Consider the following 25385-nt stretch of genomic DNA (forward strand, 5'->3'; position numbering starts at 1 on the left):
CGGGTGGGTGTCGTGAACGGTCTGTGCTCAGACCGGGATTCGGGCCAGGTGTCGGCCCACGGGACGGGTCGTCACCAGCCCGCTGAGCGGGTCGGTGCTGACCTCGATCCGGATGCCGTAGGTCTCGGTCAGGTCGTGTTCGGTGAAGACCTCGGCCGGGGTGCCGGTGACGCGGACCCGGCCACCGTGCAGCAGGACCACCTCGTCGGCCACCGCGGCGGCCTGGTTGAGGTCGTGCAGCACGACGCCGACCGCGACGCCGTGATCGTCGGCGAGGTCACGCATCAGATCGAGAATCCCGACCTGGTAGCGCAGGTCGAGGAAGGTGGTGGGCTCGTCGAGCAGCAGCACCGGGGTGTCCTGGGCCAGGCAGGTGGCCAGCCAGACCCGCTGGAGTTCGCCGCCGGAGAGTTCGTCCACGGGCCGGCCGGCCATGGCGTTGACGCCGGTGACCTCCATCGCGCGGGCGATGGCGGCCGGGCCGTCCGGGTCGTCCGCGCGCCACCGGCCCCGGTAGGGGTGGCGGCCGTAGCCGACGACATCGCGGACGGTGACGCCGTTGGGGATCGGCCGGCTCTGGGCGAGCAGGGTGACCCGGCGGGCGTACTCCTTGGCGGGCAGACCCGCCGCGGCGATGCCGTCGGCGAAGAGCACCGTGCCGCTGTCGAGCGGATGCAGCCGGGCCAACGCCCGCAGCAGGGTGGACTTGCCGCTGCCGTTGGGGCCGACGAGCGCGGTCACGGTGCCGGGACGCAGGGTGATCGCAGCGCCGTGCACCACCGTGGTGCCGTGGTAGCCCAGGCGCAGGTCGACACCGCGTAGGCTCTGCTCGGCGTCGTTCGTCATCAGTCCGCTCGACATGCGGTTAGGCTAACCTAACCTAAGTACGTGTCAAGACGCGGGTCTGTTTCACTTTCATCGCCCCACCAGCCCCTCTCGACGCCGGTGAGCAGGGTCGATACGTCACGCCGCGTCGCCGGCCGGTCCCCTGGCGTGTAACCGGGACAAGCAGCCACGTGCGATCGGCGGGACGCCGATGCCGGACCACCCGTCAGACGGCGCGAAATCCGTACCGGGGTGGGAGGACAGAGCAGCCGGAGCAGCGGTAACGTTGCGCGTCATCCGCCGCCGGCCCGCCGGCGTGGCGCTCTTCGATCCTCTGGAGGATGGGGCATGTCCATCGGCGAGGAGCCGTTCGCAGTCCGCGACGACCTGGCCTCGCGGCCGAATTTCGAGGTCGCCCTGCGCGGGTTCGACAAACGGCAGGTCGAGCGCTACGTCGAGCAGATGGACGGCCGGCTCGCCGCCATCTCGGCGGAACGGGACCGGGCCACCGCACACGTACGGGAGCTGAGCGGAAAGCTCCAGGCGGTGCAGAGCGAGATGGCCGAGCTGCGGCAGCGACCGGCGCAAGTGGACAAGGCCACCTTCCAGGACGTGGGTCCGATGGTCGGCCAGATCCTGGACCTGGCCGAGAAGCAGGCCGCGGCGATCATCGACACGCACACCCAGCGGGCCACCAAACTCCAGGCGGAGGCGGAGAAGACGCTCGCCAACGCGCGGGAACGCACCGTCAAGGCGCTGGCCGACCTGGAAGAGGAACTGGCGGCCCGGCGGGCCGAGCACGAGAAGACGTACGAGGAGTTGCGGGCGACGGCCGACGCGGAACTGGCCGAGACCCGTGAGCGGGCCGACAAGCTGCGCGCCGACGGGGAGGCCGCACACGAGCGTGCCCAGCAGGAGGCGCAGCGGATCGGCGAGCAGTGCCGACAGCAGGTCGAGCAGGCCCGCTCGGCGGCGGAGGCGCTGACCACCTCGGCGCGTACCCAGATCCACCAGGAGATCCAGGCGGCCCGGTCGAAGAGCCAGCAGGAGCTGGCGCAGTGGCGGGCCACGGTCGAGGAGGAGCTGGCCGAGCGACGGGCCACGGCCGAGGAGGACCTGACCGAGCAGCGGGCCGCTGTCGAGCGTGAGCTGGCCGCGCAACGCACCGCCGCCGAGCAGCGGGTCAGCTCGATGATCGCCGACGCCCAGCAGTACTCGGCGGAGATCCGCAAGCGCGCCGACGAGCAGGCGGCCGAGGTGCGCAAGCTCAGCGACGAGCAGGCCGCGGCGGCCGAGGAACAGTTGCACGCGGTCCAGCTTGAGGTCGGGGAGCAGCGTCAGGCACTGGCCCAGCTGCACGAGCAGCTGGACGACGCCGAGCAGCAGCTCGACGAGGCTCGCCGCGCCAAGGACGCCACCGAGGCCGAGCTGAACCGGCTGCGGCAGCTGCTGGAGGAGACCAGCCACGAGCTCGTGGCGGAGCGTCAGCGACTGGACGAGGTGCGCCGGGCGGCCGAGGCCGCCGAGCGGCACGCCAAGGAGACCCGGGCCCGGGTGCAGCGGGAGGCCAAGCGGGTCGCCGATCTGGCGGCCGCGGCGGTGATGGCGGCTGCGGCCGGTGGCGGCGAGACCGCCGAGTACCCGATGGTGGCCGCCCGACTGGGGGTTTCCCGGACCGGTGGCGACGCGGCCACGGCGGGCGGTGGCGAGGTGACCCCGGCGGGCGGTGGCGAGGTGACCCCGGCGGCCGATGCTCAGGCCGAGGGGGCGACCGCCGCTGCCGAGGAGGACGCCGAGCAGGCCGGGTTGGGCTCGGAGCGGACGGCGGCCGACCCCGCCGCCCCGGCAGGCCAGGAGCGCAACGGAGCCGCGACCGGCCGGCCGGGCAACCCGCAGCCAGGCTCGGGCAAAGTAGGTGGCGGACCTGAGCACGGCACCCGCCCGCTGGTGGATCCGGTGGCTCGCGCGGCGGCTGCGGTGGCGGCAGGCGGGCCGGGCGGCATCGACTGGTTCGCCGGCCAGCCGGCGAACCAGCAGTCCGACCAGGCCGAGCCGGCGGCACCCGCCGCGAACGACACCGACCGGGCACCCGAGCCGGCGGCGAACTGATCGGGCCACCCGAGCGGTGCCGCGTGCCGACCGGCCTGTCCGCACAAGCCCGCCGGAGGCGACCTGAGCCCGTCCGCCGGTCGACGACCGGCGGACGGTTCCTCATCACGGCCGGCGGGGCAGCCAGCCGAGGAAGCGGTTACGCGCCCGGGCCAGCGGTAGCCCGGGTAGATCCCGGGCGGCAGCCAGCAGACAGGAGCCCAGGTAGACCGCGAGCGCGGCGCGGGCACCGCCGAACTCCGCGAGCAGTTGGCTCTGCTTGACCGCGCACGGCCACTCCTGCCCGCAACCGGTGCAGGTCCAGCTCGGCGGCGAGGGCAGATGCTCCGGCGGCTTGGCCGAGCGGTAACGGACGGAGGCGCTGTTTCCTCGGCCGACCCGGCTGGCGGGCCGGGGTGGATCGCCAGGCACAGAATGTCGATGAGTGAACAGTTCCCGTCGCGCCAGTCCGAGCGCCCCGCCCACCCGGACCAGCGCGTCCGGACCCGGACGGTAGCCGACCAGGGCACCCAGCAGGTGGTGACCCAGCAGGTCGAAGGCGTCCGGCCCGAGGGCGAGGTCGCGGCAGAGCGCGATCAGCCGCGTCGGCGCCACCACCCGCTGCGCCACCAGGGCGCAGCGCAACACGTCCCGCAGGGCACCGCCCAGATCGGACGTGCGGGATCCCACGATGCCGGTCAGGTCTGTCTCGCCGGCGATCCGCCGGCGTGCCTCAGCCGTCGCCAGTCGGACGATGTCAGTCGGATCCTTGGTCTCCAACACCCCACCCCTTCACCCGTTGGTCGATCAGCTACCCCTCGTTCGACACCCTTCGCATGATCATGGCCACGGAGGGTTGTCGGCTAGCCCGGTGCGCGCACGCCGGACCGTGCCGATTAGCCCAAAAACGAAAACTCCCCTGACATCGACAACGAGCGAGATCTACCGGGCGCGACGGATGCGCCACGAAAACTTCATGGGAGTCCTTCCTTTGTGGATACCATCGATGGGAATCCTGGCTCTGCATGTCCTATCGCTTGCCGGATCCACCACGTCTCGCCGGGGCATCGTCCCGGCGTGCCGAAGCGCCCTCCGTCCAGGTCGATGGAGACGTATTGAAGACGAAGGTTCCGATTGCCCACCGGTTCGACAGCCGCGACCCGGAGACGATCCGCGACTTCCTGGCGTACGCCTACCGCTCCAAGGTCGCCCTCCGCGCGGCCCCCGGCGTCCACTACCGGTTCCGCCACCACCGGGTCGACGCGGGCTCGTTCTGGTTGGAGTCGTTGGCACAGTCCACCCAGCTCGATATCGATGTCGAACCGCCCGCCGCGCTGGTGATCTGCGAGGTCCTCAACGGACGCGTCGACCGCTCAAGCGCCGGTGCGTACGGCCGGTACAGCCCGGGCGACGTCTTCCTGGCCACCCTCCCCGACCTTCCCTGCTCGCTGCGCTGGCTGCCGGGCCGGGTCAACGTCTGCCTGCTCGACCTCGCCGTGCTGGACCGGGTGACCGGCACCGCGTCCGCCGGGCGGGTGAGGGCGGTCCAGTTCGGCGGTCTGTCCCCCGCCTCCCCGGCCCTGGCCGGACTGTGGCGGCACACCACGAGCTACCTCAACCACGTCGTCCTGGGCAACCCGTACGCGTACCGCGAGCCGCTGGTCATCGCCAACGCGGCCCGGATGCTGGCCGCCTCGGCCCTGGCGGTCTTCCCCAACTCCACCGCACGCTGGCCACAGGCCATCGACCGGCGGGCCGCTACCACCGCCACGCTGCGCCGCGCCACGGCCTTCATCGAGGAGTACGCCGACCGCGACATCGGCGCAGCCGACATCGCCGCCGCCGCCCAGGTCTCGCTGCGGACCCTGCAACTGGCGTTCCGCCGGCACCTCGACACCACACCGATGGCGCACCTGCGCCGGGTCCGGCTCGACCGTGCCCACCGTGACCTGGTGCAGGCCGACCCCCGCCAGGAGACCGTCTCCGCGATCGCCTCCCGGTGGGGGTTCCTCAGCCACAGCCGATTCACCGCGCGTTACCACGCCACCTACGGATTTCCGCCCAGCCGCACCCTGCACGCCTGACGCCCACCCTGACCGACCGCCCGCGGCGGGCCACCGTCCGCCCGATGGCCACTCCACCTCATCGGTGCCAGAATCGCACCATGCGGGGTACGCTCGTCGGCCGCGACGGGGTGTTCGACCAGGCCTGGCGCGCACTACGCGAGCCGGGGTCGGTGCTGTTGGAGGGCCCGGCCGGGATCGGCAAGACGACGTTGCTCCGGGAACTGGTCACCGAGGCGACGCGGGCCGGCTGGTCGGTGCTGACCTGTGCGCCGACCGAGTGCGAGACCGAGCTGCCCTTCGCCGCCCTCGCCGACCTGCTCCGTCCGCTGGCGGACCTGGTGGTGGACTTGCCGCGCCCGCAGCGTGTCGCGGCCGAGATGGTGCTGCTCACCCGCGACAGCGACGAGACCGTCGACGAGCGGGTGGTCGGTGCCGCCACCCGCTCGCTGCTGGAGGGCGTGCTCGCCGCCGGCCGGCCGGTGCTGGTCGCCGTCGACGACTCGCCGTGGCTGGACAGGCCGAGCGAACGAGCGCTGCGGTTCGCGCTGCGCCGGGTCGCGCCCGGCCTGTCCACCCTGGTCAGTTGCCGCACCGACAACACGTCGACGCTGCGGATCGCGCCGCTCGGGCTCGACGCCGGTCCCGGCCGACTGACCCGGCTGCCACTGGCTCCGCTGGGAGTGGGGGCCCTGCACCACGTCCTGCGCGAGCGGGTCGGTGCCACCCTGAGTCGTTCGCTGCTCGCCCGGATCGCCCGGGAGGCTGCCGGCAACCCACTGGTCGCCATCGAGGTGACCCGTGCGGTGCAGCGCCTGCCACAGCCACCGGAGCCGGCACAGGATCTACCGGTGGCCTCGTCCATGCATCAACTCCTCGGTGAGGTGCTCGCCCGGCTCCCGGCCCGCTGCCGGGACGCCGTACGGCTGGCCGCCCTGCTCGGCGTACCCCTGCTCCGGGACCTGGCCGCGGCGGGGGTCTCCCCCGCCGCGTTCGATGCCGCGGAGGAGGCCGGTCTGCTGGTGGTCGGGGCGGTGCGGGTGGAGTTCACCCACCCGGTCTACGCTGCCGCGGTCCGCGCCGGCATCCCACCCGGCGTCCGGCGCGGCCTGCACCGCCGGCTCGCCGAGGTGGTGACCGATCCGGACGAACGGGTCCGGCACCTGGCCCTGTGCACCACCACGCCGGACCCGGTGGTCGCCGACGCCCTCGGCGCGGCTGCCGCCCGGCAACACGCGCGGGGCGCGCCGGAGGCCGCCGCGAACATGTACGAGTCGGCGGCGCGGCTCACGCCGGCCGACGATGAGGCCAGCCGAGGCCAGCGGCTGCTGGCGGCAGCCCGTTGCCGCTTCGGGTGCGGCGACCATCCCGGCGCGCGGGTCGCCGCCGAGGCGGTGGCCGCCGAGTTCGGCGGCGACGTGCGCGCGGAGGCGCTGCTGCTGCGCGCGGTGGTCGCCTGGAGCGCGGACGAGTCCGGCGGCACGGCGGTCGAGGCAGCCGGCCGGGCACTGGCGGCAACCCGTCCGGATTCCCCGCTGGCCGGCCGGATCCACGCCCACCTGGCGCTCTTCGTCGACCTGCCGGATCCGGCGCGGGCCCATGCCGAGGCAGCCATCGCCCTGCTCAGCGGTCCCGGTGGAGACCGCACGCTGCTCGCCGCGGCGCTGCTGCACCTGTTCTTCAACGAGGTACGGGCCGGCGAACCACCCCGCATCGCACTGCTCGACCGGGCGCTGGAGATGGAGGGACCGGAGCCGTCATGGCTCGCCGGCACGATCCCGGCGATCTGGTGGAAGTCGATCGACGATCCGGCCCAGGCCCGACGACGGCTGGGCAGCCTGCTGGACCTGGCGGCCGCTCGGGGAGATGAACCCTCACAGTACGACCTACTCAAACACCTCGGCGAGACCGAGCTGCTCGCGGGGCGGTGGTCGACCGCCGAACGGCACATCGCAGCGGCCCGCGAGCTCGGCGAGCTGCTGGGCACCGAGGCGACCGCGGAAATCTGGCTGGCCGGGCTGCTCGACGCGCTCCGCGGCCGCCTCGACGTGGCGCAGCGGGTGGCCGAGGCGGGGCTCCGACTGGCCGAGCAGCTCGATGACGACTGGTGCCGGCGGATCCACCTGCAGCTGGCTGCGTTCGTGGCGCTCTGCGCCGGCCGGACGGCCGACGCCGCGGCCGGGTACGGCCGACTCGCCGAGACAGTCGACCGGATGGGTCTGGCCGAGCCGCTCGCACAGCGCTTCGAGACCGACTGGATCGAGGCCTGCGTGGGTGCCGGCGACCTGGTCACGGCGCGTGCTGCCCTGGCCCGGCTGGCGGAACGTCACAGGCGGTTGCCCCGCCCCTGGACGCTGCTGGGGCTGGCGCGCAGCCGCGCCCTGCTGGACAGCGCCAGTGGCGTCGACCCCTCGGCGGCCCTGGACGACCTCGCCGCCGCGCGAGCCGCCGTGCCGCCGGAGGTCCTGCCGCTGGATCGGGCCAGGTGTCTGCTGGTCGAGGGCATGGTGCACCGCCGGTCCCGCCGGAAGCGGCCGGCCCGGGAGGCACTGGCCGCCGCGGCGGTCGAGTTCGACGCCCTGGGCGCGACGGTGTTCGCCGAGCGAGCCCGGGCCGAGGCCGCCCGGCTCGGTGGGCGTCCGCCCGCGCCGTCGGACCTCACCGCCACAGAGGAGCGGGTCGCCCGGCTCGCCGCACAGGGACGGACCAGCCGGGCCATCGCCGACGAGCTGTTCGTCAGCCCGAAGACCGTCGAGACGAACCTGTCCCGGGTCTACCGCAAGCTGGGCATCTCCCGGCGGGCGGAACTGGGTGCCGCGCTGGCGCGGGTAGGTGGACCCGACGAACGGCTACGCCGGCCGGCGGTCACGGTCGGCGCGCCGACCGGCACGGCCAAAGGCTAGGGAAACGCCGGATTCCTCGACGACCGTCTGGTCGTAGCGTCGAGACGTCACTCCCGGCGGACCGGCTTCGGGTGGACCGGTGCCGGCTGCCGGCACCGGTCCGGCCGTGCCGTCCGAGCGGCGGTCGTCCGTTCCGGGTGTGGTCGAACAGCCCAGCCCGATGGCGGCCGGGTGTCAGAAGGGAACCGAACCTGTGCGTCGACTGATCCTGCCCGCAGTGCTCGCGGCCGCGCTCGCGCTGACCGGCTGCGACAGCGCCGAACCTACGCCGCCAACGGCTGGCCCCGGCGCGGATGTGGAGACCGACCTGGACGTGCCCGCCGACGGCGCGGGCACCGAGGCCCCGCCCTGCCCGTTCACCGCAGCCCAGATCTCCGAGTTGATCGGCCAGTCCATGGTCGACGACGGCAACTGCAGCTTCGGCGACGGCAAGGGGGTGGCGGCGTTGTCCGTGACGACCGCCTCCCAGTTGGCCGGTGAGACGACCTACGACTATCAGCGTCAGCAGGCCGAGCAGGGTTACCAGACGGTGACGGATCTCGACGGGGACGGCAAGGGCTACCTGGCGGTCAAGGACATCGGCGCCGAGGCGGTGCTCGTCGGCGGCGCTGGCAGCTTCACCGTGACGTTGAGCAGCTTCGAGCGCCTCGGTGCGCAGCCCGACGGCTACGAGCAGGCGTTGCGCCGGCTGCTCGACGCCCTGCCCCGGTGACACCACGCCCCGAGGAGACAACCGTGAGGTACCTCAAGCTAGCCGCGACGGCCGTCGTCGTCGCCGCACTCACCGCCTGCGGCGGCAACGTCGAACCCGCCGCGCCACCGCCACCGACCGAGGCGGCGGAACCGGCCCCGCCCACCGAGGCGACCGAGGCAGCGGAGCCGACGGCCGAGGCGCCGCCTGTCGACGCCTGCGCCCTGGTCCCCAAGGAGGACGCCGAGAAACTTGCGGGCACCCGCCTGGAGGATCCGGTGCCGGTCCGGGAGACCTGCACGTACAGCGGGCCGGTCTCGGGTCCGTTGGCGCAGGTGGAGGTCTACGTGGGCGACGGAGCCAAGAAGATCCTCGACATCGACCGCGATCTCGACCACGAGTTCGAGACGCTCTCCGGGATCGGCGACGAGGCATACCTGGAGGACGGCGCGGTCTTCGTGCACGCCGCCGGGGTGTGGGTGGCCATCCGACTGGTCCGGCTGGACGACCCGGCCAAGTACGACAAGCCGCTTACCGAGTTGGCCCGGACGGTCGCCGGGCGGCTCTGAGCCCGGCCGGGGCCGGTCACGCCGCCTTCCGCTCGGCGGGCGACTCCTCGCTCGCCCGACGCTGCGCCTCGAAGCGCCGCCGGATCACGGCGACCGCCTCCTCCTCGTGGCAACCGAGGGTGCGCAACAGGTCGGTGGCGACGGTACGGATCTGGGCCACCACCACACTGCCGGAGAAACCGACCCCCTCGTCGTACGCCTCGGCGGCCCGGTCGACCGCCTTGAGGATCAACTGCTCGGACCGGTTCGTGTGGTGCCCGCTCTCCGCCTCGACCTGCAACAGCGCCAGGGCGTCGCCGAAGTAGTGCACAGCGGCCGCCAGCCCGGCCGGGATCGGTTCCTCGTCCCGGACCGCGGTGGCCGCCCGGCGCAGCATCTCCTGACCACCCCCGACGGCCAGGTCGAGGTAGCGCGTACCACGTTCGTAGTGCTCGAACTCGCCCCGTCGGTGCCAGCGGGCCGGCGACACCGCCACCGCCTCCCGTGCGCCGGAAACAGCGTCGTTGAGCAGAGCCAGTTGGGGGCTCAGGCCGTATAAGCCGTCCCGGGCGGCGGCCACCACCGCGGCGTCGCCCTGGGACATCCCGTCCGCGGCGTTGTGCAGGTGTTCGATCAGGGTGGAGAAGAGGGGGCGGGCGGCCCGTTGGATGATGCGCACGGGGTTGACCGGCAGCACGGCCACCACCACCACGGCCGAGATCGCGCCGATCACCGCGTCGATGACCCGCGGCACCTCCAGTCCCCGCTGGATCGGCGAGAGGGTGGCGATCAGCACCGCCGTACCGCCGGCCTGGGTGACGACCGCGCCACCCCGGCTCATGGTCAGCGCGAGCAGGATGGCCAGGGTGACCACGGTGCCGATCTGCCAGGGGCCGGTGCCGATCACCATGATCAGGGCGTCACCCACCAGCAGGCCGGCCAGCACGCCGACCAGTAGTTCGACGGTACGACGGGTCCGTCGGCCGATCGCGGCGGCGACGGTGCCGACGGCGGCACTGGGGGCGAACACCGGCGACGGGTGGTTCAGCAGCTCGTGCGCCAGCGTCCAGGCGATCGCGGCGGCCACGCCCGCCTGAACGGCGAGGATCGCGTACAACTCCAGGCTCCGGCGTCGCTCCCGCCAGCCGATGCGTTGGCTGAGGCTCCCGACCGTGCTGGCGACCCCGGCCTGGACCCGGCCGCCGGCACGATGCGCCCAGCCGCTGTCGTGCTCCCCCGCCGCCACGCCGCCGACTACCCCACCGGGCCCCGCTCATTCACCGCCTGGCGACGCTTCCTTCCCGCGGGCAGCCGCCGAACCGTTCGAGGCGGCATCCACACCGCCTCGGTACGCCGAGCCGGAATACGCCATCCCTGGTGCACCTTTCTCACCTGGGTAGAGAGCCTTCATATCGTGCTGCATCGATTGACAAAGTTGATGATCCCAACTTATGGTGCGAGCCGGCCGGATGTTTCCGGTGGCCCGGCGACGCCCGGCCAGCCACCCCGTTGACACCATCACCACGCGAGGAGCGTCATGGCTGGGCTGAAGGGCACACTACGCAGGACACGTTGGCGATTCGGCCTGGTCGCCAGCGGCATCGCCGCACTACTGGCCGGGGCCGGCCTGATCACCGCCGGCACCGCGCACGCGGCGGCCGGATGCCGGGTGGCGTACTCCGCCCCCAGCCAGTGGCCGGGCGGGTTCACCGCAAACGTCGCCGTGACGAACCTCGGCGACCCGCTCAACGGTTGGCGGCTGACCTGGACCTTCCCCTCGGGGCAGCGGGTCACGCAGGCATGGAATGCCACGGTCACCTCGTCCGGCAACGATGTCACCGCCAGCAACGTCAGCTACAACGCCGCCCTGGGTACCAACCAGACCGCGTCGTTCGGCTTCAACGGCTCGTGGTCCGGCAGCAACACGGCACCGACCACCTTCTCCCTCAACGGCGTCACCTGCACCGGTAGCGTCGGCACCACCCCGCCACCGACCACCACCCCGCCGCCGAGCACGCCACCGCCGAGCACCCCGCCGCCGGCCGGCGACCCGATGGCCTACGTGGCGGCGATGCAGCCCGGCTGGAACCTCGGCAACACCTTCGACGCGGTCGGCGCCGACGAGACCGCGTGGGGCAACCCGCGCGTCACCGAGGCGCAGCTCGACGCCATCCGGGCCCAGGGCTTCAACAGCATCCGGATCCCGGTGACCTGGAGCAACCACCACGGCCCCGCGCCCTCGTACACCATCGACGCGGCCTGGCTGAACCGGATCAAGGAGGTCGTCGGCTGGGCCCTGGACGACGGCTTCTACGTGATGATCAACCTGCACCACGACTCGTGGCAGTGGATCCACGAGATGCCGACGAACCGGACCACGGTGCTCAACCGCTACAACGCGCTGTGGACCCAGATCGCCGCCGCGTTCCGGGACCACTCGCCGAGGCTGCACTTCGAGAGCGTCAACGAGCCGCAGTTCGCCAACAGCTCCGGCGACGCCCAGAACGCGGAGCTGCTGCACGAGCTGAACGTGAACTTCCACCGGATCGTGCGCGCCTCGGGCGGCACCAACGCCACCCGGATGCTGGTCCTGCCGACCCTGCACACCTCGTCCGAACAGGCTCGGATCAACGAGTTGACCACGACGATCAACCAGCTCGACGACCGCAACCTGATCGCCACCGTGCACTTCTACGGCTACTGGCCGTTCAGCGTCAACGTCGCCGGTGGCACCCGCTTCGACGCCACGACGCAGCAGGATCTGACCGACTCGTTCGACCGGGTGCACAACGCCTTCGTGACCCGCAACATCCCGGTCGTCATCGGCGAGTACGGGCTGCTCGGCTTCGACCGGCACACCGGCACCATCCAGCAGGGCGAGAAGCTCAAGTTCTTCGAGTTCCTCGGGCACTACGCGCGATCCAAGCGGCTCACCACCCAGCTCTGGGACAACGGTCAGCACTTCGACCGGGTCGCCTTCCAGTGGAAGGACCCGGAGCTGTGGGCCCAGATCAGGTCGAGCTGGACGACCCGTTCCGGCACCGCGTCGTCCGACCAGGTGTACGTGCCGCGTACCGGCTCGATCACCGCGAAGTCGCTGACCCTCAACCTGAACGGCACCACCTTCTCCGGGTTGCGCCACGGCAGCACGAACCTGACGCAGGGCACCGACTACACGGTCTCCGGCAACCAGCTCACCATCACCGCGAGCGCGCTGACCCGGTTGGTAGGCAACCGGGCGTACGGGGTCAACGCCAGCCTCCAGGCCCGCTTCTCGGCCGGTGTGCCCTGGCGGATAGACGTGATCACCTACGACACCCCCGTCCTGTCCAGCGCCACCGGAACGACAGCCGCCTTCGCCATTCCGACCCAGTTCCGCGGCGACCAGCTCGCCACCATGGAGGCGAGGTACGCCGACGGCAGCAACGCCGGCCCGCACGACTGGACGTCGTTCAAGGAGTTCGACGTGGCCTTCAGCCCTGACTACCCGGGCAACCGGATCACGTTGACCGACACCTTCTTCGGCGAGGTCCGCGACGGGGCAGCGGTCACCCTCACCTTCCACTTCTGGAGCGGTGCCCAGGTGACCTACCGCGTCACCCGGTCCGGCAGCACCGTCACCGGCGTCACCGGCTGAACCAGCCGCGCCACCGGCCGCCCACCGGGTGGCCGGTGGCGCGCAGCGGTCATCATGGGTTCATGATCCGATTCCTGCTGAACGTGCTCTGGCTCATCTTCGGTGGTGGCCTCGTGCTGGCGATCGGCTACGGTATCGCCGCCCTTATCTGCTTCGTGCTCGTCGTCACCATCCCGTTCGGGGTGGCGTCGTTGCGGCTGGCGTCGTACTCGCTGTGGCCCTTCGGCCGGACCCTCGCACCGAAGCCCGGTGTCGGGGTGGCTTCGGGTCTCGCCAACATCATCTGGGTGTTGCTGGCCGGTTGGTGGCTGGCGCTCTCGCACATCGTCGCCGGCGTCGGCCTCTGCCTGACCATCATCGGGATCCCGTTCGGCGTGGCCAACTTCAAGCTCGTCCCGGCGGCGATCTGGCCGTTGGGGCAGGAGGTCGTACCCGCCCCATGAGAGCCGAAGGCGTGTTTCCGACGAATGACCTGACTGGTCGGGTGGCTGTCGTCACCGGGGCCAACCACGGCATCGGCGCGGCCACCGCCGTCACGCTGGCCCGGTTGGGCGCAGCGGTGCTGGTCAGCTACCTACGGTTGGACGACCCACCGGACCCGGGCATCCCCGACGCGTACCGACGCAAGCGGGCGGGCGACGCGACCGAGGTGGTCGAGCGTGTCCGCGCCGTCGGCGGCCGGGTGCTGCCGGTCGAGGCGGACCTGGCGGACCCGGCCGTCCCGGCCCGGCTGTTCGACATCGCCGAGCGCGAGCTGGGTACGGTCGACATCCTGGTGAACAATGCCAGCGGCTGGCTGGCCGACACGTTCAAGCCAACGGCCGTCGACCGGCACGGCCGGTCGTTGCGGCCGGTGAGCGCCGAATCCTTCGACACGCAGTTCGCTGTGGACGCCCGCGCGGGCGCCCTGCTGATCGCCGAGTTCGCCCGCCGCAACGTCGCCGCGCGTCGCGGCTGGGGGCGCGTCATCAGCCTCACTTCCGGCGGCAGTGACGGGTTTCCCGAGGAGGTCTCCTACGGTGCCGCCAAGGCGGCCCTGGTCAACTACACCATGTCCGCGGCGCACGAACTCGCGCCGTTCGGCATCACCGCCAACGCCGTGCACCCACCGGTCACCGACACCGGCTGGGTCAGCGAGGAGGTACGCGCCGCCGTCGCCGACGATCCGCACCTGCTGCGGGTGGCCGAGCCCGAGGAGGTCGCCGAGGTGATCGCCTTCCTCGCCGGGGAGAGCGGGCGGCTGGTCACCGGTAACGTGATCCAACTGCGCTGACCGGCTCACCAGTGGGCGCCGCCGCAGACGCCTTCGGCATCCCGGGGCTCGACCTGCAAGGTGGCGTGCTCGATGCGGAAGCGGTCGTGCAACATCTGGCGGGCGGCGGCCAGCACCGGGGCCAGGTCCGCACCTGTGTCCAGGGTGAGGTGTGCCGAAGCCACCTCCATCCCCGAGGTCAGGGTCCACACGTGCAGATCGTGCACGTCGGCGACACCGTCGAGCCCACGCAGGCCGTCGCGCACCTCGGCGACGTCCACGTGCGGCGGCGCGGCCTGCACCAGCACCCGCAGCGCAGCCCGGGCGAGCCGGTAGGTGCGGGGCAGGATGAACAGGCCCACCCCGACGGCGACGATCGGGTCCGCGTACCACCAGCCGGTCAGCGCGATCACCCCGGCCGCGACCAGCACGCCCACCGAGGCGAGCAGGTCACCGAGAACCTCCAGGTAGGCGCCGCGCACGTTGAGGCTCTCCGTCGACCCGGCGCGCAGCAGCAGGAAGGCGACCACGTTGGCGACCAGCCCGCCGACGGCCACCGCCAGCATCGGGCCGACCAGCACCTCCGGCGGGTCGTCGAACCGCCGGAGCGCCTCCACCAGCACGTAGAGGGCGACCCCGGAGAGCAGCACCGCGTTGGCCAGCGCCGCCAGGACCTCCATCCGGTACAGGCCGAAGGTGCGCTGACCGTCCCGGGAGGCCCGGCTCGCGGCGGTGATCGCCGCGAGCGCCATGCCGATGCCCAGCACGTCGGTGAACATGTGCCCGGCGTCCGACAGCAGAGCCAGGGAGCCGCTCACCCAGGCGCCGACCGCCTCCACCAGCATGAAGATCGCCAACAGGGCGAAGGCCGCCCACAGTCGCCCGCGGTGCTTCTCCCCCGCCCGGGCAACCTGCTGCCCGTGATCGTGCCCGGCACCCACCCCGCGCCCCCTCTCGCCGCCGCCAACATATGCGTATATCGCAATGGGCGCAACTATCTCTGCCAGCCCCGCCCCGCGATCTTGCACTTCCGGTCGCCGAGATGCACCTTTTCACCACTTCTGAGGAGGCAAGAAGTGCAAGATCGCGGGGCGGGAGCCGGGCTGGAGGAGGAGCGGCGGTTCAGCCGGGATGTGCGGTCAGTCAGCGAGCGCGTCGGTTGGCGCGCAGGGCGCCGAGGATCACCCTCGGTGTGACGAGCGAACTCGGGTGCTTGCGCATCGAGACGACGTCGTTGAACCGCCGGGCGGTGGTCACGTCGGTGACGGTCGCCGCGACGATCTGCCGGCTCACCCAGCTGGAGAGCCGGTAGCCGCGTGGGTAGGGGCCGTCGACGTGCGGCAGCGCCAGGTCGGCCGAGGTCGAGATCGACCAGGCGGCGTCGACCACGATCTTCTGAAGCGCGAAGAAGTGGCGGGCCGGCAGGCCCAGGTCCGGACCGGGCCGCAGGTAGTGCGCCAGGCAGGCCGCGTGCAGCGCGGCGGCGGTGATGCCCTGCCCGTACACCGGGTTGAACGAGGCGACCGCGTCACCGACGCTGACCAGCCCGCCCGGCAGCCGGGTCACCGCGTGGAAGTCCCGACGCCGGCTGTCGGCGTGCCGGTAGGTCTGCACGTCGCCGAGGATCTCGCTGTCGGCGACCGTCGCGAACTCCGGCGGGAACTGCTCGCGCAGCCGTCGGACGAAATCCTCGGCGGTACGGCCGGGACGGTGCTCCCCGTAACCGGCCATCATCGCCATCCACCGACCGTCCTCGATCGCGAAGAAGGCGGCACCGGCGACGTCGACAGACATCGTCGGGCTGTGCAGCGCCAGCACCACCGTGTGCTCGGGGTCCGCCTCATCGCGTCGGAACAGGGCGGTCGCGTAGTTGAGGTGCACAGTCATCCGCCGCAGCGCCGGCCGCTCCCACCCGGCCTCTGCCAGCCAGTCGGAGAGCCGGCTGGACCGCCCCATGGCGTCCACCACCAGATCGGCGTGCTCGACACCCGGCGAACCGCCGACGTCGCACCGGACGCCGCTGGCCACCGGGCCGTCGAACACCAGCCCGGTGGCGCGGGCGGTGACCGTCTTGACGTTGGGCAGTCGCAGCACCTGCTGCCGGATCAACGACTCCAGCAGCGGCCGGCTCCCGGCCAGGCTGTCGGCGTCGTCCGGTACGACGACCTTCAGCCGGCCGTCCAGGTAGTTCCGCCGGGCTGCCGGCGGAGCCTCGATCGCCCCCTGTGCCAGGGCCTGTTCCCGGAACCCGGGGAACAGCTGCTCCAACTGGAGGAAGCCACCGGGCAGCAGGGCGTGCAGTTGAGTCCCCTGTGGTACGCCCGGTCGTCCTCCGGTCGCCTGTAGGTCGTCGCGGTCGATGACCACCACGCTCTCGGCGTGGTCGGAGAGCACCCGGGCGGCAAGCATGCCGGCGATGCTGCCGCCGATCACCACCGCCTTGCCCATGACAGGGGACGCCTGGTCGGGCGGTCGCACCGCGTTCAGCGCGGCGAGGACCCGAGCCGGAGAGAGGGACATCGTGCTCTCCAAAGGGGTACGAGGTGTGGCGCCTTTCCGCCTGCCTGCCAGTGACCGATGCTGGGGCAGACCGACGGAGCCGGGCGGTCGGCATGACGCCCAACGATCGTTGCACAGGGAGGGAACGCCGACGACGATTCGTCCCGGCCCCCGGCCACCTTTGTCTCCGGCCGGCTCAGCTCCGGACGGCACCGTCCGGCGCCGGCTCCCGGCCGGCACCAACCCGGTTGACCAGGTAACCGAAGGCGGCGGCCGTGAAGAACATGACGATGCCGTAGACGGCGCCGGGAATCGCCATCTGCGCGTTGTCGAGCAGCGCCGGACTGAGCGCGATGGTGATGGCCAGCGTGCTGTTGTGGATGCCGATCTCGAACCCGGCCGCCTTGGCGGCGCTCCGCTCGACCCCGGCCAGCCTCGGCACGCCGTACCCGATGCCGAGGCTGAGCAGGTTGAACGCCAGTACGGCCAGCCCGACGGAGACGAAGTAGTCGGCGAGGTTCTCCCGCTCACCGAGTACGGCACCGGCGATCACCGCGATCAGCACCACCACGGACAGCACCCGTACCGGGCGGTCCAACCGCTGCGCGACAGCGGCCGACCGTGCCCGGATCAGCATCCCGAGAGCGACCGGGATCAGCACGATCGCGAACACCTGGAGCACCTTGTCGAACTGGAGCCCGATGCTCCGCGCGTCGCCGAGGAGGTACGCCGCCGACAGGTTGACCACGATCGGCAGGGTGAAGACCGCCAGCACCGAGTTGATGGCGGTCAGCGTGATGTTCAGGGCCACGTGCCCGCCGAAGAGGTGGCTGTAGAGGTTCGCCGTGGTGCCGCCCGGCGAGGCCGCCAGCAGCATCATCCCGACGCCCAGTTCGGGCGGCAGGTCGAAGGCGAGCACCAGGCCGAAGCAGAGCGCCGGCAGCAGCAGCACCTGACAGACCAGGGCGATGACGGCGGCCTTCGGGTGCCGGGCCACCCGGCGGAAGTCGCCGGTGGTCAGGCCGAGACCCAGACCGAGCATGATGATGCCGAGGGCGACGGGTAGTCCGATCAAGGTCAGGGCGGAGTCCATGACACGACATCGTTACCACCGGGTAACGCACTGGCAATCCTCCATGTGGCCGGGGTAGCCGTCAGAACTGGACGACGCGCCCCACCCGTGGCGGGGTTACGCCCGCGAGCACGTCGAGCCAGGCCCGCTCCAGCGCGCCCGGGCCGGAGCCGAGCTGGACGTCGACCCATTCGCCGGCCACGTCCGCGAAGCGCCGCCAGGCGTCCGCGAACCGCTGGTCGAGCCCGTCGCGACCCCAGTCCAGGCGGCGTTTGCGCATCTGCACCGGGGCGAAGAAGACCTCTCCGGCGGCATCGGCGTTCGGGATCTGATTGGTCAGGCCGACAGCGATGTCGCGGACCAGCCGGTCACCGAGGTGCCGCCGCAGGGCGGCCCGGGTCGCGGGCGCGCCGGACAGATCGAGGTAGGCGGTCGGCACCGGGTCGAGGGCGGCGATCCCGTCGTACGGCAGCACCTCGTCGTAGCAGCCGAGCGACCGGGTGAACGCGAGGTTGCCGGGCGAGGTGAGCCCGACCAGGCGCGCGCCGCGCCCACGCAGCTCCACAGCGGCGGCGTACGCGGTCTTGCTGGACGCCGACGAGAAGACCAGCGACGTCGCGCCGTAGCAGTCGTTGTCGACGATCTGGTCGGCCAGCATGAACGAGGTGAAGAAGAGCGGCCGGAACAGGATCAGCAGATCCTCCTGGTCGGCCCGGTACGCCGGGTCACCGACGGTCGAGCGGTACCCGTTGTACGGCGAGGGCAGCTCGGCCCGGTGCACGCTGGCGTCCCGGAACCCGGAGGCGTCCACCCGGGACGGCCGCACCACCAGGTGCCCGGCCGGCGGAAGGTAGCCGTACACCCGCTGCCCCACCTCGACCTCGGCGACGGTCGAGGCGGCCACCTCGGCGAAGCCCCACAACGGCGGCAGCCCCCACTGCCCGCCCAGCCCGTGCCGGCCGGGCGGGAAGAACTCCCAGTACCGCATCGACTCGCCGAGCACCGCGTAGGTGACGTTGTTGGCGGTCAGTCCGACGCGGTCCACGCGCAGCAGCGTCTCGCCGTCGGACAGCTCCGGCACGGCCATCTCCACCAGGGTGGTGCGGCTCAGCTCGGCACGGGCCACGGCGAACGTCCAGGAGGCAGCCATGCTCAGACGCTAGGCAGTCAGAGCCGTCGAGACAAGATGCACTGCTAGTGCAAAATCCCACTCCGTGTGGCTATCTGGTCGCCATCCGGCGGGTCAGTTCGGCCGCCCGGTACGCCGCCACCTGACGGGCCTGACCGGCCACGAAGCGCCGCAGCGGCGCCGGTGCGTGTGCGGTGACCCGTTCGTCGACCCGGGTGCCCTCCGGTACCGGGGTCAGCTCCACCACCGCGCGCAGGGACACCCAGCCCGGGCTGCGCACCTCGCTGACCAACGGACCGTGCGGCGGCGTCGAGACCATGCGTACCCGGATGCGGTTGTCCCACCGCAACGGACCGACCAGCCGGAACCGCTCGACGGCGACGTACTCGGCCATCGCGCGGCCCTCGGCGTCGTGACCGTGCCGCACGTCGTCGACCGCCACGATCAGCGGCGACAGTCCGATGTAGCTACGCGGATCGGCCAGGTGCGCGTACACCACGTCGGGCGGGGCCGCGACGGTGCTGGTGGTCTCGAACGCGATCGGCGGCTTCCGGTCCTCGGGCACGCTCCATGGTGGCACGCCGGCGACGCGACCGTGTCCCGCCGCCGGCGTGCCCGAGATGTCAGGACGGCCGGGCCGCCTTCGCCAGGCCGCGCTCGACGGCGGCGATGAGCTGCGGACGCAACTCCTCGGGCCGGATGATGGCGTCCACCGAGCCGACCTCGACCGCACGCTGGATGCTGTGCACACCGTCGAACTCGGCGGCCACCTCGGCCAGCTTCTCCGCCCGCACCGACGCGCGCACGTCCATCAGCTGCGTCACCAGCGCCGCCCGCTGTCCGCCGGTCGCCGCCGCCACGCGTGCCTCCAGGTCGGCCACCCGCGGATCCTTCGCCGTACGCGCGTTGACGTCACCGGCGAACACCACCGCCGCGGCCGGCGCGCCGCCGATGACGGAGGCGAACGAACCCGCCACGGCGAGGACCGTCATGTTCGGGTTGAGCGCCTTGGAGAAGACCACGAACGCGCCACCGTGGTACCGCGAGATCACGCAGAAGACGATCGGCCCGTCGAAGTTGACGATCGCCCGGCCGATCTCCGCGCCGTACTCCAGCTGCAACTGTCGCATCGATTCCGGCGAGCCGTCGAAGCCGGAGAGGTTCGCCAGCACCACGAGCGGACGGTTCCCACTTGCCGCGTTTATCGCGCGGGCCGCCTTCTTGGACGAGCGCGGGAAGAGCGTGCCGGCGGTGTAGGTGTCCGGCCCGTCGGTGGGCGGGAAGCCGCGCCGGGGCACCGAACGGGACTCGATGCCGAGCAGGCACACCGGGATGCCGCCGAGATGCACGTCCTGCACGACAGCCGTCTCGGCGTCGGCCATGCCCGCCCAGCGTTCCAGGACCGTGTGGTCCTGGTCGGCCAGAGCCCGCATCAGCGTACGGATGTCGAACGCCTTCTTGCGGTCGGGGTTGCGCTCCCGGGAGAAGATCTCCCCGACGGTGGTGAAGTCGCTGTCCGGCACGCTGTGCGGGTAGTCGGAGATGTCGCGGTCGACCGGGTCGGTGGTGACCGCCCGACGTGGCCGGCTCTCGCCCGGCGCCACGTAGGCGTGGTCGTGGTACGCCATCAGGACCTGGTGGCCACCGCGCAGGTTCGGCGCCCAGTACTGGGCCTGACCGTTGGGGCCCATCACCCGGTCGTAGCCGCCGATGCCGAAGTTGTCCTCGGCGGACACCCCACCGGAGAAGTCCAGCGACTGCTTGCCGGTCAGCACCATCGCCGAATCCGGCGTCATCACCAGGATGCCCCGGGTGTGCATGAGCATCGTCGCCTCGGCGTTCCAGTACGGCTGGGCACCCACGGTGATTCCCGCGACGACGATGTTGATCTCGCCGCCGGCCTGGGTGAACTCGACGATCCGCTTGAGCGCGGCGGCCACCCAGTCCATGTTCTCGGTGCCCGAACTCATCGAGATCCGCGCTCCGGCCGACAGCGCGAACCAGTCGACCGGCACGCGCATCCGCTCGGCCAGGTCGAGCGCGGCGATCACCCGCGCGCACTCCGGCTCGGCCAGCGCGCCCAACGCCCTGGTCGGGTCGCCGAGCAGCACCACCCGGGTGACACCCTCCGGATAACGCTCGGTGGGCGTGCTCGCCACCCCGACGACGATGCCCGCCCGGTTGTGCCCCTTCGGCCGCTGCACCGGGACCAGTTCGCCGGACTCGGTCAGGTCGTACTCGACGAAACTGCCGTTGCGGCCGGCCAGCATCTCGGTCAGCTCGTACGGGTAGGTGGTACCGCGCCGCCGAGCCGACAGCACCTTCTGCCGGTAGTCGTCGAGCGGCTGGATCAGCTCCGCCGTCGGCTCGGTGACGGAGATCCGCATGCCCTCGTCGTAGGAGATCTGCACCGCGATGTCGGTCAGCTCGCCGGTGTCCTCATCCCGCTGGCGGCCGAGGAACAGCACCTCCTCCAGCCCGGCGTCCGCCGTGATCGGCAGCACCCGCTGGGCGACGGTGTTCAGCTCCTCGATGCTCAGGTCGTTGGGCGGCCAGACGAAGAGGGTGATCCGGTTGGTGTCGAACCGCTTTTTCGCCGGGCGCTGCGCCTGTACCTTGCGGATCGCGTCGAGGCAGGCGTCGAGCGCGCCCTCGACCGCGGGCAACGCCAGGATCCGGCCGTCGGTGTCGCGCAGCGGAGTGAGGTCGCGTACCTGGGCCATCGCGGCCAGCCGCTCGTCGGCCGGATTGTCCGGCGCGACGCAGTGGAAGAGGTACACCTCCTCGTCGGCCGAGGGCAGCCGGGTGAGGTCGAAGTGGCGTAGCCGGGGCAGTTGCAGACGCTGGGCGATCAGCGGGTGCAGGCCCCGGATCACCCGGTCCTCACCGACATCGGGCCGGAAGGTGAAGTGGTGGTGCATCTCGGCGCCGTTGCGCCCGGCCACGGATACCGTCACCCGCTGGAGCACGTTCAGCAGGCCGGCCTGGTCGAGCACCTCCCGCAGGGTCGTGGCCATCGCCTCCACGTCGGGCTGCTCGGCCCAGGTCAGGTACACGTCGGCGACCGACGGCGCGGTATCCGGGCCGGGCACCGGCGACGCCGAGCCGGCATCGTCGCCACCCCCTCCGACCAGCGCGGCGACCTTGGCCAGGGTCGCCGACAGGCCGGCGAAGTCCGTGGCCGCGGCAACCAGGCGGAAGCGCTCGCCGTCCCGGTCGTACCCGGCGGTGAAGAACGACTGCCCGGTCACCTCGACGGCTCGGGCGTTGCTCGCGCCACGGCTGCCGTAGTAGCGGCGGCTGAGCACTTCGAGCATCGGGCCGTGGTCGACGCCCGGCCGGCCGATGCGCTGGGCGAGCAGCCGGACCAGTGGCTCGGGCGAGGCGACCATCGTCGCGATCCGTTCGGCCCGGTCCGCCGCGTCGGGGTTGCGGTCGAGATAACGCAGGTTGCCGCGAACGTCGGCGTACACCTCGGCCCGCTTGCGTCGCAGCATCGGCTGCGCCGCCCAACGGAAGACCACGCTGCGGGCGAGGTCGCCGACCACCGGGAAACGGCGCTGGGTGGCGAAGATCAGGTGTTCCAACGCCTGACCGACCAGCTCGCGCAGGCTCTCGGCCGGCGGCGGCTCGGTGAGCCACCGTTGCAGGAAGGTGACGATCACCTTCACGTCGGCCGCCGCCCGCTGCTGGGCCAGGAAGATCCGGAAGACGGCCTCCTCCAACTCCGGCGTGCGTTCGAAGTCCTGTACGCCGTAGTGGGCCAGCACCCGGGCGAGACGCTGGCGGAACGTCTCCGGCAGGGCCGCCCGCTCGACGTCGAGGCACTGGAGGTAGCTGTGGAAGTACTCGCGCGGGCTGTGCACCCGAGTGTCGGCCCGGGTCTCCTCGCCGGCCGGACGGTTGCGGCTCAGCTCGGACAGGTCGGCGAAGACCTGGAGCAGCTCGACCTCCTCCTCCAGCGGCCGGTGCGGCAGCTCGGCCCGGGCTGCCAGGTACGCGGCGAGGGCCCGGCGTTCGTCACGCGGGTCCAGGTCGTAGCCGAGCAGCAGGCTGCGCAGCTCGGCGATGCCACGTGCCACGCGGTCCCCGGCGGACAGCCCGGCCGGCTCGGGCGGCAGTTCCAGGTCGACGGCCGTGGACTCGGTGGCCTCGCTCGCGGCACCGTCACCGAGCGGTTCCAGGCGCAGCAGCGGCGCGCCGGTCTCCACCTGACTGCCGACGGAGACCAGGCACTCGCGCACCTTCGCCGCGAACGGGGCGCGCAGCACGGTCTCCATCTTCATGCTCTCCAGGACCAGCACCGGCGCGCCGGCCTCGACCTCGTCGCCCACCGCGAGCGGGGTCGCGACGACAAGCGCGGGTGACAGGGAGCGCAGCACGCCGCCCTCGTCCCGGCTGACCCGGTGCGTGATGCCGTCCACCTCGACCAGGTGGATGGGTCCGTGCGTGTCGGTGACCAACCGGAATCGCCGGCCGTTGACCAGGATCCGGCCACTGTGCTCGTCGAAGCGCTCCAGCTCGACGTCCACCGTCGAGGTGTCGCCGACGCCGACCCGGAACCGGTGCGGGCCGGTCTGCGCGACGGAGACCCGGTAGGTCGCGCCGCGCAGCTTCAGGTCGATCGGCCGGCCGCTGACGTGCTGGACCTGGGGACGGCCGCCGTGGGCGGTGGAGAGCAACCGCTGCCGCTCGACGTGCGCCTCGTCCTCGTACGCCTCGATGGCGGCGGCGGCCAGCGCGACGCCGGAGTGCCGGGTGGAGACCAGGCGGCCCTGCGCGCGGACCCGGTCGATCCAGCCGGTGTCGGCGCTGGCGTCGATCACCTCGGGCTGGTCCAGCAGGTCGAGCAGGAAGCTCTTGTTGCTCGCACCGCCCTCGATGATCACCGTGGTCTCGGCCACCGCACGACGCAGCCGGCCCAGCGCCTCATCGCGGTTGCGGCCGTACGCGATGATCTTCGCGATCATCGAGTCGAAGTCGGCGGGGATCACGTCACCCTCGCTGACCCCGGTGTCCACCCGCACGCCGGGCCCGCTGGGCAGCACCAGTCGCACGATCCGGCCGGGCGACGGCGCGAAGTCCCGGTCGGGGTCCTCGGCGTTGAGTCGGGCCTCGACGGCGTGCCCCGCCTCGGCCGGGATCCGGTCGCCGAGCCGGCCACCGGCGGCCACCTGGATCTGCGCCTTGACCAGGTCGAAGTCGGTGGTGGCCTCGGTGATCGGGTGCTCCACCTGCAACCGGGTGTTGACCTCCAGGAAGGCGAACATCCGGTCACCCGGGTGGTAGAGGAACTCCACCGTGCCCGCGCCGCGGTAGTCCACCGCCAGCGCGAGCCGCTCGGCCGCCTCCTTCAGCTCGCGAGTCTGCTCGGCGGAGAGCACCGGCGAGGCCGACTCCTCGATCACCTTCTGATTGCGCCGCTGCACCGAGCAGTCCCGTACGCCCAGCGCCCACGCGGTGCCCTGGCCGTCGGCAATCACCTGAACCTCGACGTGCCGCGCACCGGTGACCAGCCGTTCCAGGAAGACCACACCGCTGCCGAAGGCGCGTTGGGCCTCAAGGCTCGTGCGCTCGTACGCCTCGGCAAGTTCGGTGTCGCTGCGTACCACCCGGATGCCCCGGCCGCCCCCGCCCGCGGTGGCCTTCAGCATCAGCGGGTAGCCGATCTCGGCCGCGGCCCGCTGGGCCGCGTCGAGGCTCTCCACCGCGCCACGACTCCACGGCGCCACCGGGACGCCGACCTCCTCGGCGATCAGCTTCGCGCCGATCTTGTCGCCAAGCTTGCGCATCGCCTCGGGGCTCGGGCCGATGAAGGTGACGCCGTTCTTCTCACACAGCTCGGCGAAGGCCGGGTCCTCGGCCACGAAGCCCCAGCCCACCCAGGCCGCGTCGGCGCCGGTGTCGTGCAGCGCCCGTTCGAGGACCTGGTGGTCCAGGTAGGGTCGCGCCGACGCGGGTCCGAGGCAGTAGCTGTGGTCGGCCTCGCGTACGAAGGTGGCCGAGCGCTCCGCCTCGGTGTAGAGCGCGACGGTCTCGATCGGCGGGGCGTCGGTCTCGGCGTTGAGCTCGCGAACAGCGTGGATCAGCCGCATGGCGGCTTCTCCCCGGTTGACGATGGCGATGCGGCTGAACACCGAGCAGGCCTCCGGAAGATCGTCCCTGACAGGAGGGGACGCTCCCTCGGACAGGGGGTCCCGTTGAACCAACCTTCGTGGCTACCGGCGGGTAAGGAAGACGTGGGAACTGCCACCTCCGGACAACGGATTTTGTGGAGAACCACCAACGCCACCCTCCGACGCCGGATTCGGGTGGCCCGGGTCACCCCGAACGGGCCTCGAACGACCACGTCGCGTCGAGGCGACAAACACCCTGCGTGGCGATGACATCTCCCAAGATCATCAACGTTTCCCTCGCGGACCTGGTGCTATACGGTCAGCGGGTGAGAGTTGAGCGTCACTGGTGGAACGGCGACCACACCCCGCGCGGACGTCGCGACGTCTACATCCGTACCGACGGCGAGTCGTGGGAGGTCGAGGCCCGGGCCGGCGGCGGCACCGGCCGCTCGAAGATCTACCCCTGCCCCGGCCGCAAGTCGGCGGAGATCCTGGCCGGGGCGTGGATGGGCGGCCAGAGCCGCTGGCGGGTCGTGGCACCCTCCTGAACCTCACCGGCAGC

Annotated in this window: 18 protein-coding genes; 9 read left to right on the plus strand and 9 right to left on the minus strand. The window is 71.8% G+C overall.

The genetic code is table 11. The features are described 5' to 3' along the window. Positions 1 to 27: 27 nt before the first annotated feature. The gene (locus tag O7624_RS06680; protein WP_282239337.1) at positions 28 to 861 is read right to left on the minus strand and encodes an ABC transporter ATP-binding protein; all 834 of its coding nucleotides are present in this window, start codon (positions 859 to 861) and stop codon (positions 28 to 30) included. Positions 862 to 1173: 312 nt separating this feature from the next. Here O7624_RS06680 and O7624_RS06685 point away from each other — a divergent pair, with 312 nt between their 5' ends. Continuing rightward, positions 1174 to 2934, plus strand: a complete 1761-nt coding sequence (locus tag O7624_RS06685) for a hypothetical protein (protein ID WP_282239338.1) — start codon at positions 1174 to 1176, stop codon at positions 2932 to 2934. 105 nt (positions 2935 to 3039) lie between these two features. Here O7624_RS06685 and O7624_RS06690 read toward each other — a convergent pair whose 3' ends face one another. Then, positions 3040 to 3696, minus strand: coding sequence for a hypothetical protein (locus O7624_RS06690; RefSeq protein WP_282239339.1), 657 nt, complete (start codon positions 3694 to 3696; stop codon positions 3040 to 3042). A 332-nt stretch (positions 3697 to 4028) separates the two neighbouring features. Between O7624_RS06690 and O7624_RS06695 the strand changes: the two genes are divergently transcribed. The 4 genes from O7624_RS06695 (at position 4029) to O7624_RS06710 (ending at position 9139) form a co-directional block, all read left to right on the plus strand. Continuing rightward, complete coding sequence (locus tag O7624_RS06695) at positions 4029 to 4997, plus strand: helix-turn-helix transcriptional regulator (protein ID WP_282239340.1); 969 nt, start codon at positions 4029 to 4031, stop codon at positions 4995 to 4997. Between the two features lie 80 nt (positions 4998 to 5077). Further along, positions 5078 to 7879: a LuxR family transcriptional regulator gene (locus tag O7624_RS06700; RefSeq protein WP_282239341.1), complete on the plus strand. Its 2802-nt coding sequence runs from the start codon at positions 5078 to 5080 to the stop codon at positions 7877 to 7879. A 193-nt stretch (positions 7880 to 8072) separates the two neighbouring features. Next, the gene (locus tag O7624_RS06705; RefSeq protein ID WP_282239342.1) at positions 8073 to 8591 is read left to right on the plus strand and encodes a hypothetical protein; all 519 of its coding nucleotides are present in this window, start codon (positions 8073 to 8075) and stop codon (positions 8589 to 8591) included. A gap of 23 nt (positions 8592 to 8614) precedes the next feature. Continuing rightward, complete coding sequence (locus O7624_RS06710; RefSeq protein WP_282239343.1) at positions 8615 to 9139, plus strand: hypothetical protein; 525 nt, start codon at positions 8615 to 8617, stop codon at positions 9137 to 9139. A gap of 16 nt (positions 9140 to 9155) precedes the next feature. Here the strand turns inward: O7624_RS06710 and O7624_RS06715 are convergent, their stop codons facing one another. Beyond that, positions 9156 to 10364 (minus strand): FUSC family protein, encoded by a 1209-nt coding sequence (locus tag O7624_RS06715; protein WP_282239344.1) that lies wholly within the window; start codon positions 10362 to 10364, stop codon positions 9156 to 9158. A gap of 291 nt (positions 10365 to 10655) precedes the next feature. On the opposite strand from O7624_RS06715, the gene O7624_RS06720 reads away from it, so the two are divergent. The 3 genes from O7624_RS06720 (at position 10656) to O7624_RS06730 (ending at position 14028) form a co-directional block, all read left to right on the plus strand. Beyond that, positions 10656 to 12755, plus strand: coding sequence for a cellulase family glycosylhydrolase (locus tag O7624_RS06720; RefSeq protein ID WP_282239345.1), 2100 nt, complete (start codon positions 10656 to 10658; stop codon positions 12753 to 12755). Positions 12756 to 12817: 62 nt separating this feature from the next. Further along, positions 12818 to 13198 (plus strand): YccF domain-containing protein, encoded by a 381-nt coding sequence (locus O7624_RS06725; protein WP_093403068.1) that lies wholly within the window; start codon positions 12818 to 12820, stop codon positions 13196 to 13198. Positions 13199 to 13239: 41 nt separating this feature from the next. Next, positions 13240 to 14028, plus strand: a complete 789-nt coding sequence (locus tag O7624_RS06730; protein ID WP_282239346.1) for an SDR family oxidoreductase — start codon at positions 13240 to 13242, stop codon at positions 14026 to 14028. Between the two features lie 5 nt (positions 14029 to 14033). Here the strand turns inward: O7624_RS06730 and O7624_RS06735 are convergent, their stop codons facing one another. The 6 genes from O7624_RS06735 to O7624_RS06760 form a co-directional block, all read right to left on the minus strand. Further along, the gene (locus O7624_RS06735; protein ID WP_282239347.1) at positions 14034 to 14948 is read right to left on the minus strand and encodes a cation diffusion facilitator family transporter; all 915 of its coding nucleotides are present in this window, start codon (positions 14946 to 14948) and stop codon (positions 14034 to 14036) included. A gap of 202 nt (positions 14949 to 15150) precedes the next feature. Beyond that, complete coding sequence (locus O7624_RS06740; protein WP_282239348.1) at positions 15151 to 16527, minus strand: FAD-dependent oxidoreductase; 1377 nt, start codon at positions 16525 to 16527, stop codon at positions 15151 to 15153. Between the two features lie 175 nt (positions 16528 to 16702). Continuing rightward, positions 16703 to 17599 carry a bile acid:sodium symporter family protein gene (locus O7624_RS06745; protein ID WP_282239349.1) on the minus strand — a complete coding sequence of 299 codons (897 nt, stop codon included), beginning with the start codon at positions 17597 to 17599 and terminating at the stop codon, positions 16703 to 16705. A 61-nt stretch (positions 17600 to 17660) separates the two neighbouring features. Then, the gene (locus tag O7624_RS06750; protein ID WP_282239350.1) at positions 17661 to 18728 is read right to left on the minus strand and encodes a DUF2855 family protein; all 1068 of its coding nucleotides are present in this window, start codon (positions 18726 to 18728) and stop codon (positions 17661 to 17663) included. A gap of 70 nt (positions 18729 to 18798) precedes the next feature. Further along, positions 18799 to 19287 carry an SRPBCC family protein gene (locus O7624_RS06755; RefSeq protein WP_282239351.1) on the minus strand — a complete coding sequence of 163 codons (489 nt, stop codon included), beginning with the start codon at positions 19285 to 19287 and terminating at the stop codon, positions 18799 to 18801. Between the two features lie 43 nt (positions 19288 to 19330). Next, a complete protein-coding gene (locus tag O7624_RS06760) occupies positions 19331 to 24802 on the minus strand; it encodes a carboxyl transferase domain-containing protein (protein ID WP_282239352.1) in 5472 nt (1823 codons plus the stop codon). Between the two features lie 347 nt (positions 24803 to 25149). Here O7624_RS06760 and O7624_RS06765 point away from each other — a divergent pair, with 347 nt between their 5' ends. Next, positions 25150 to 25371, plus strand: coding sequence for a hypothetical protein (locus O7624_RS06765; protein WP_099851929.1), 222 nt, complete (start codon positions 25150 to 25152; stop codon positions 25369 to 25371). Positions 25372 to 25385 lie beyond the last annotated feature (14 nt).

Source organism: Verrucosispora sp. WMMD1129 (assembly GCF_029581255.1).
Lineage (GTDB): Bacteria > Actinomycetota > Actinomycetes > Mycobacteriales > Micromonosporaceae > Micromonospora > Micromonospora sediminimaris.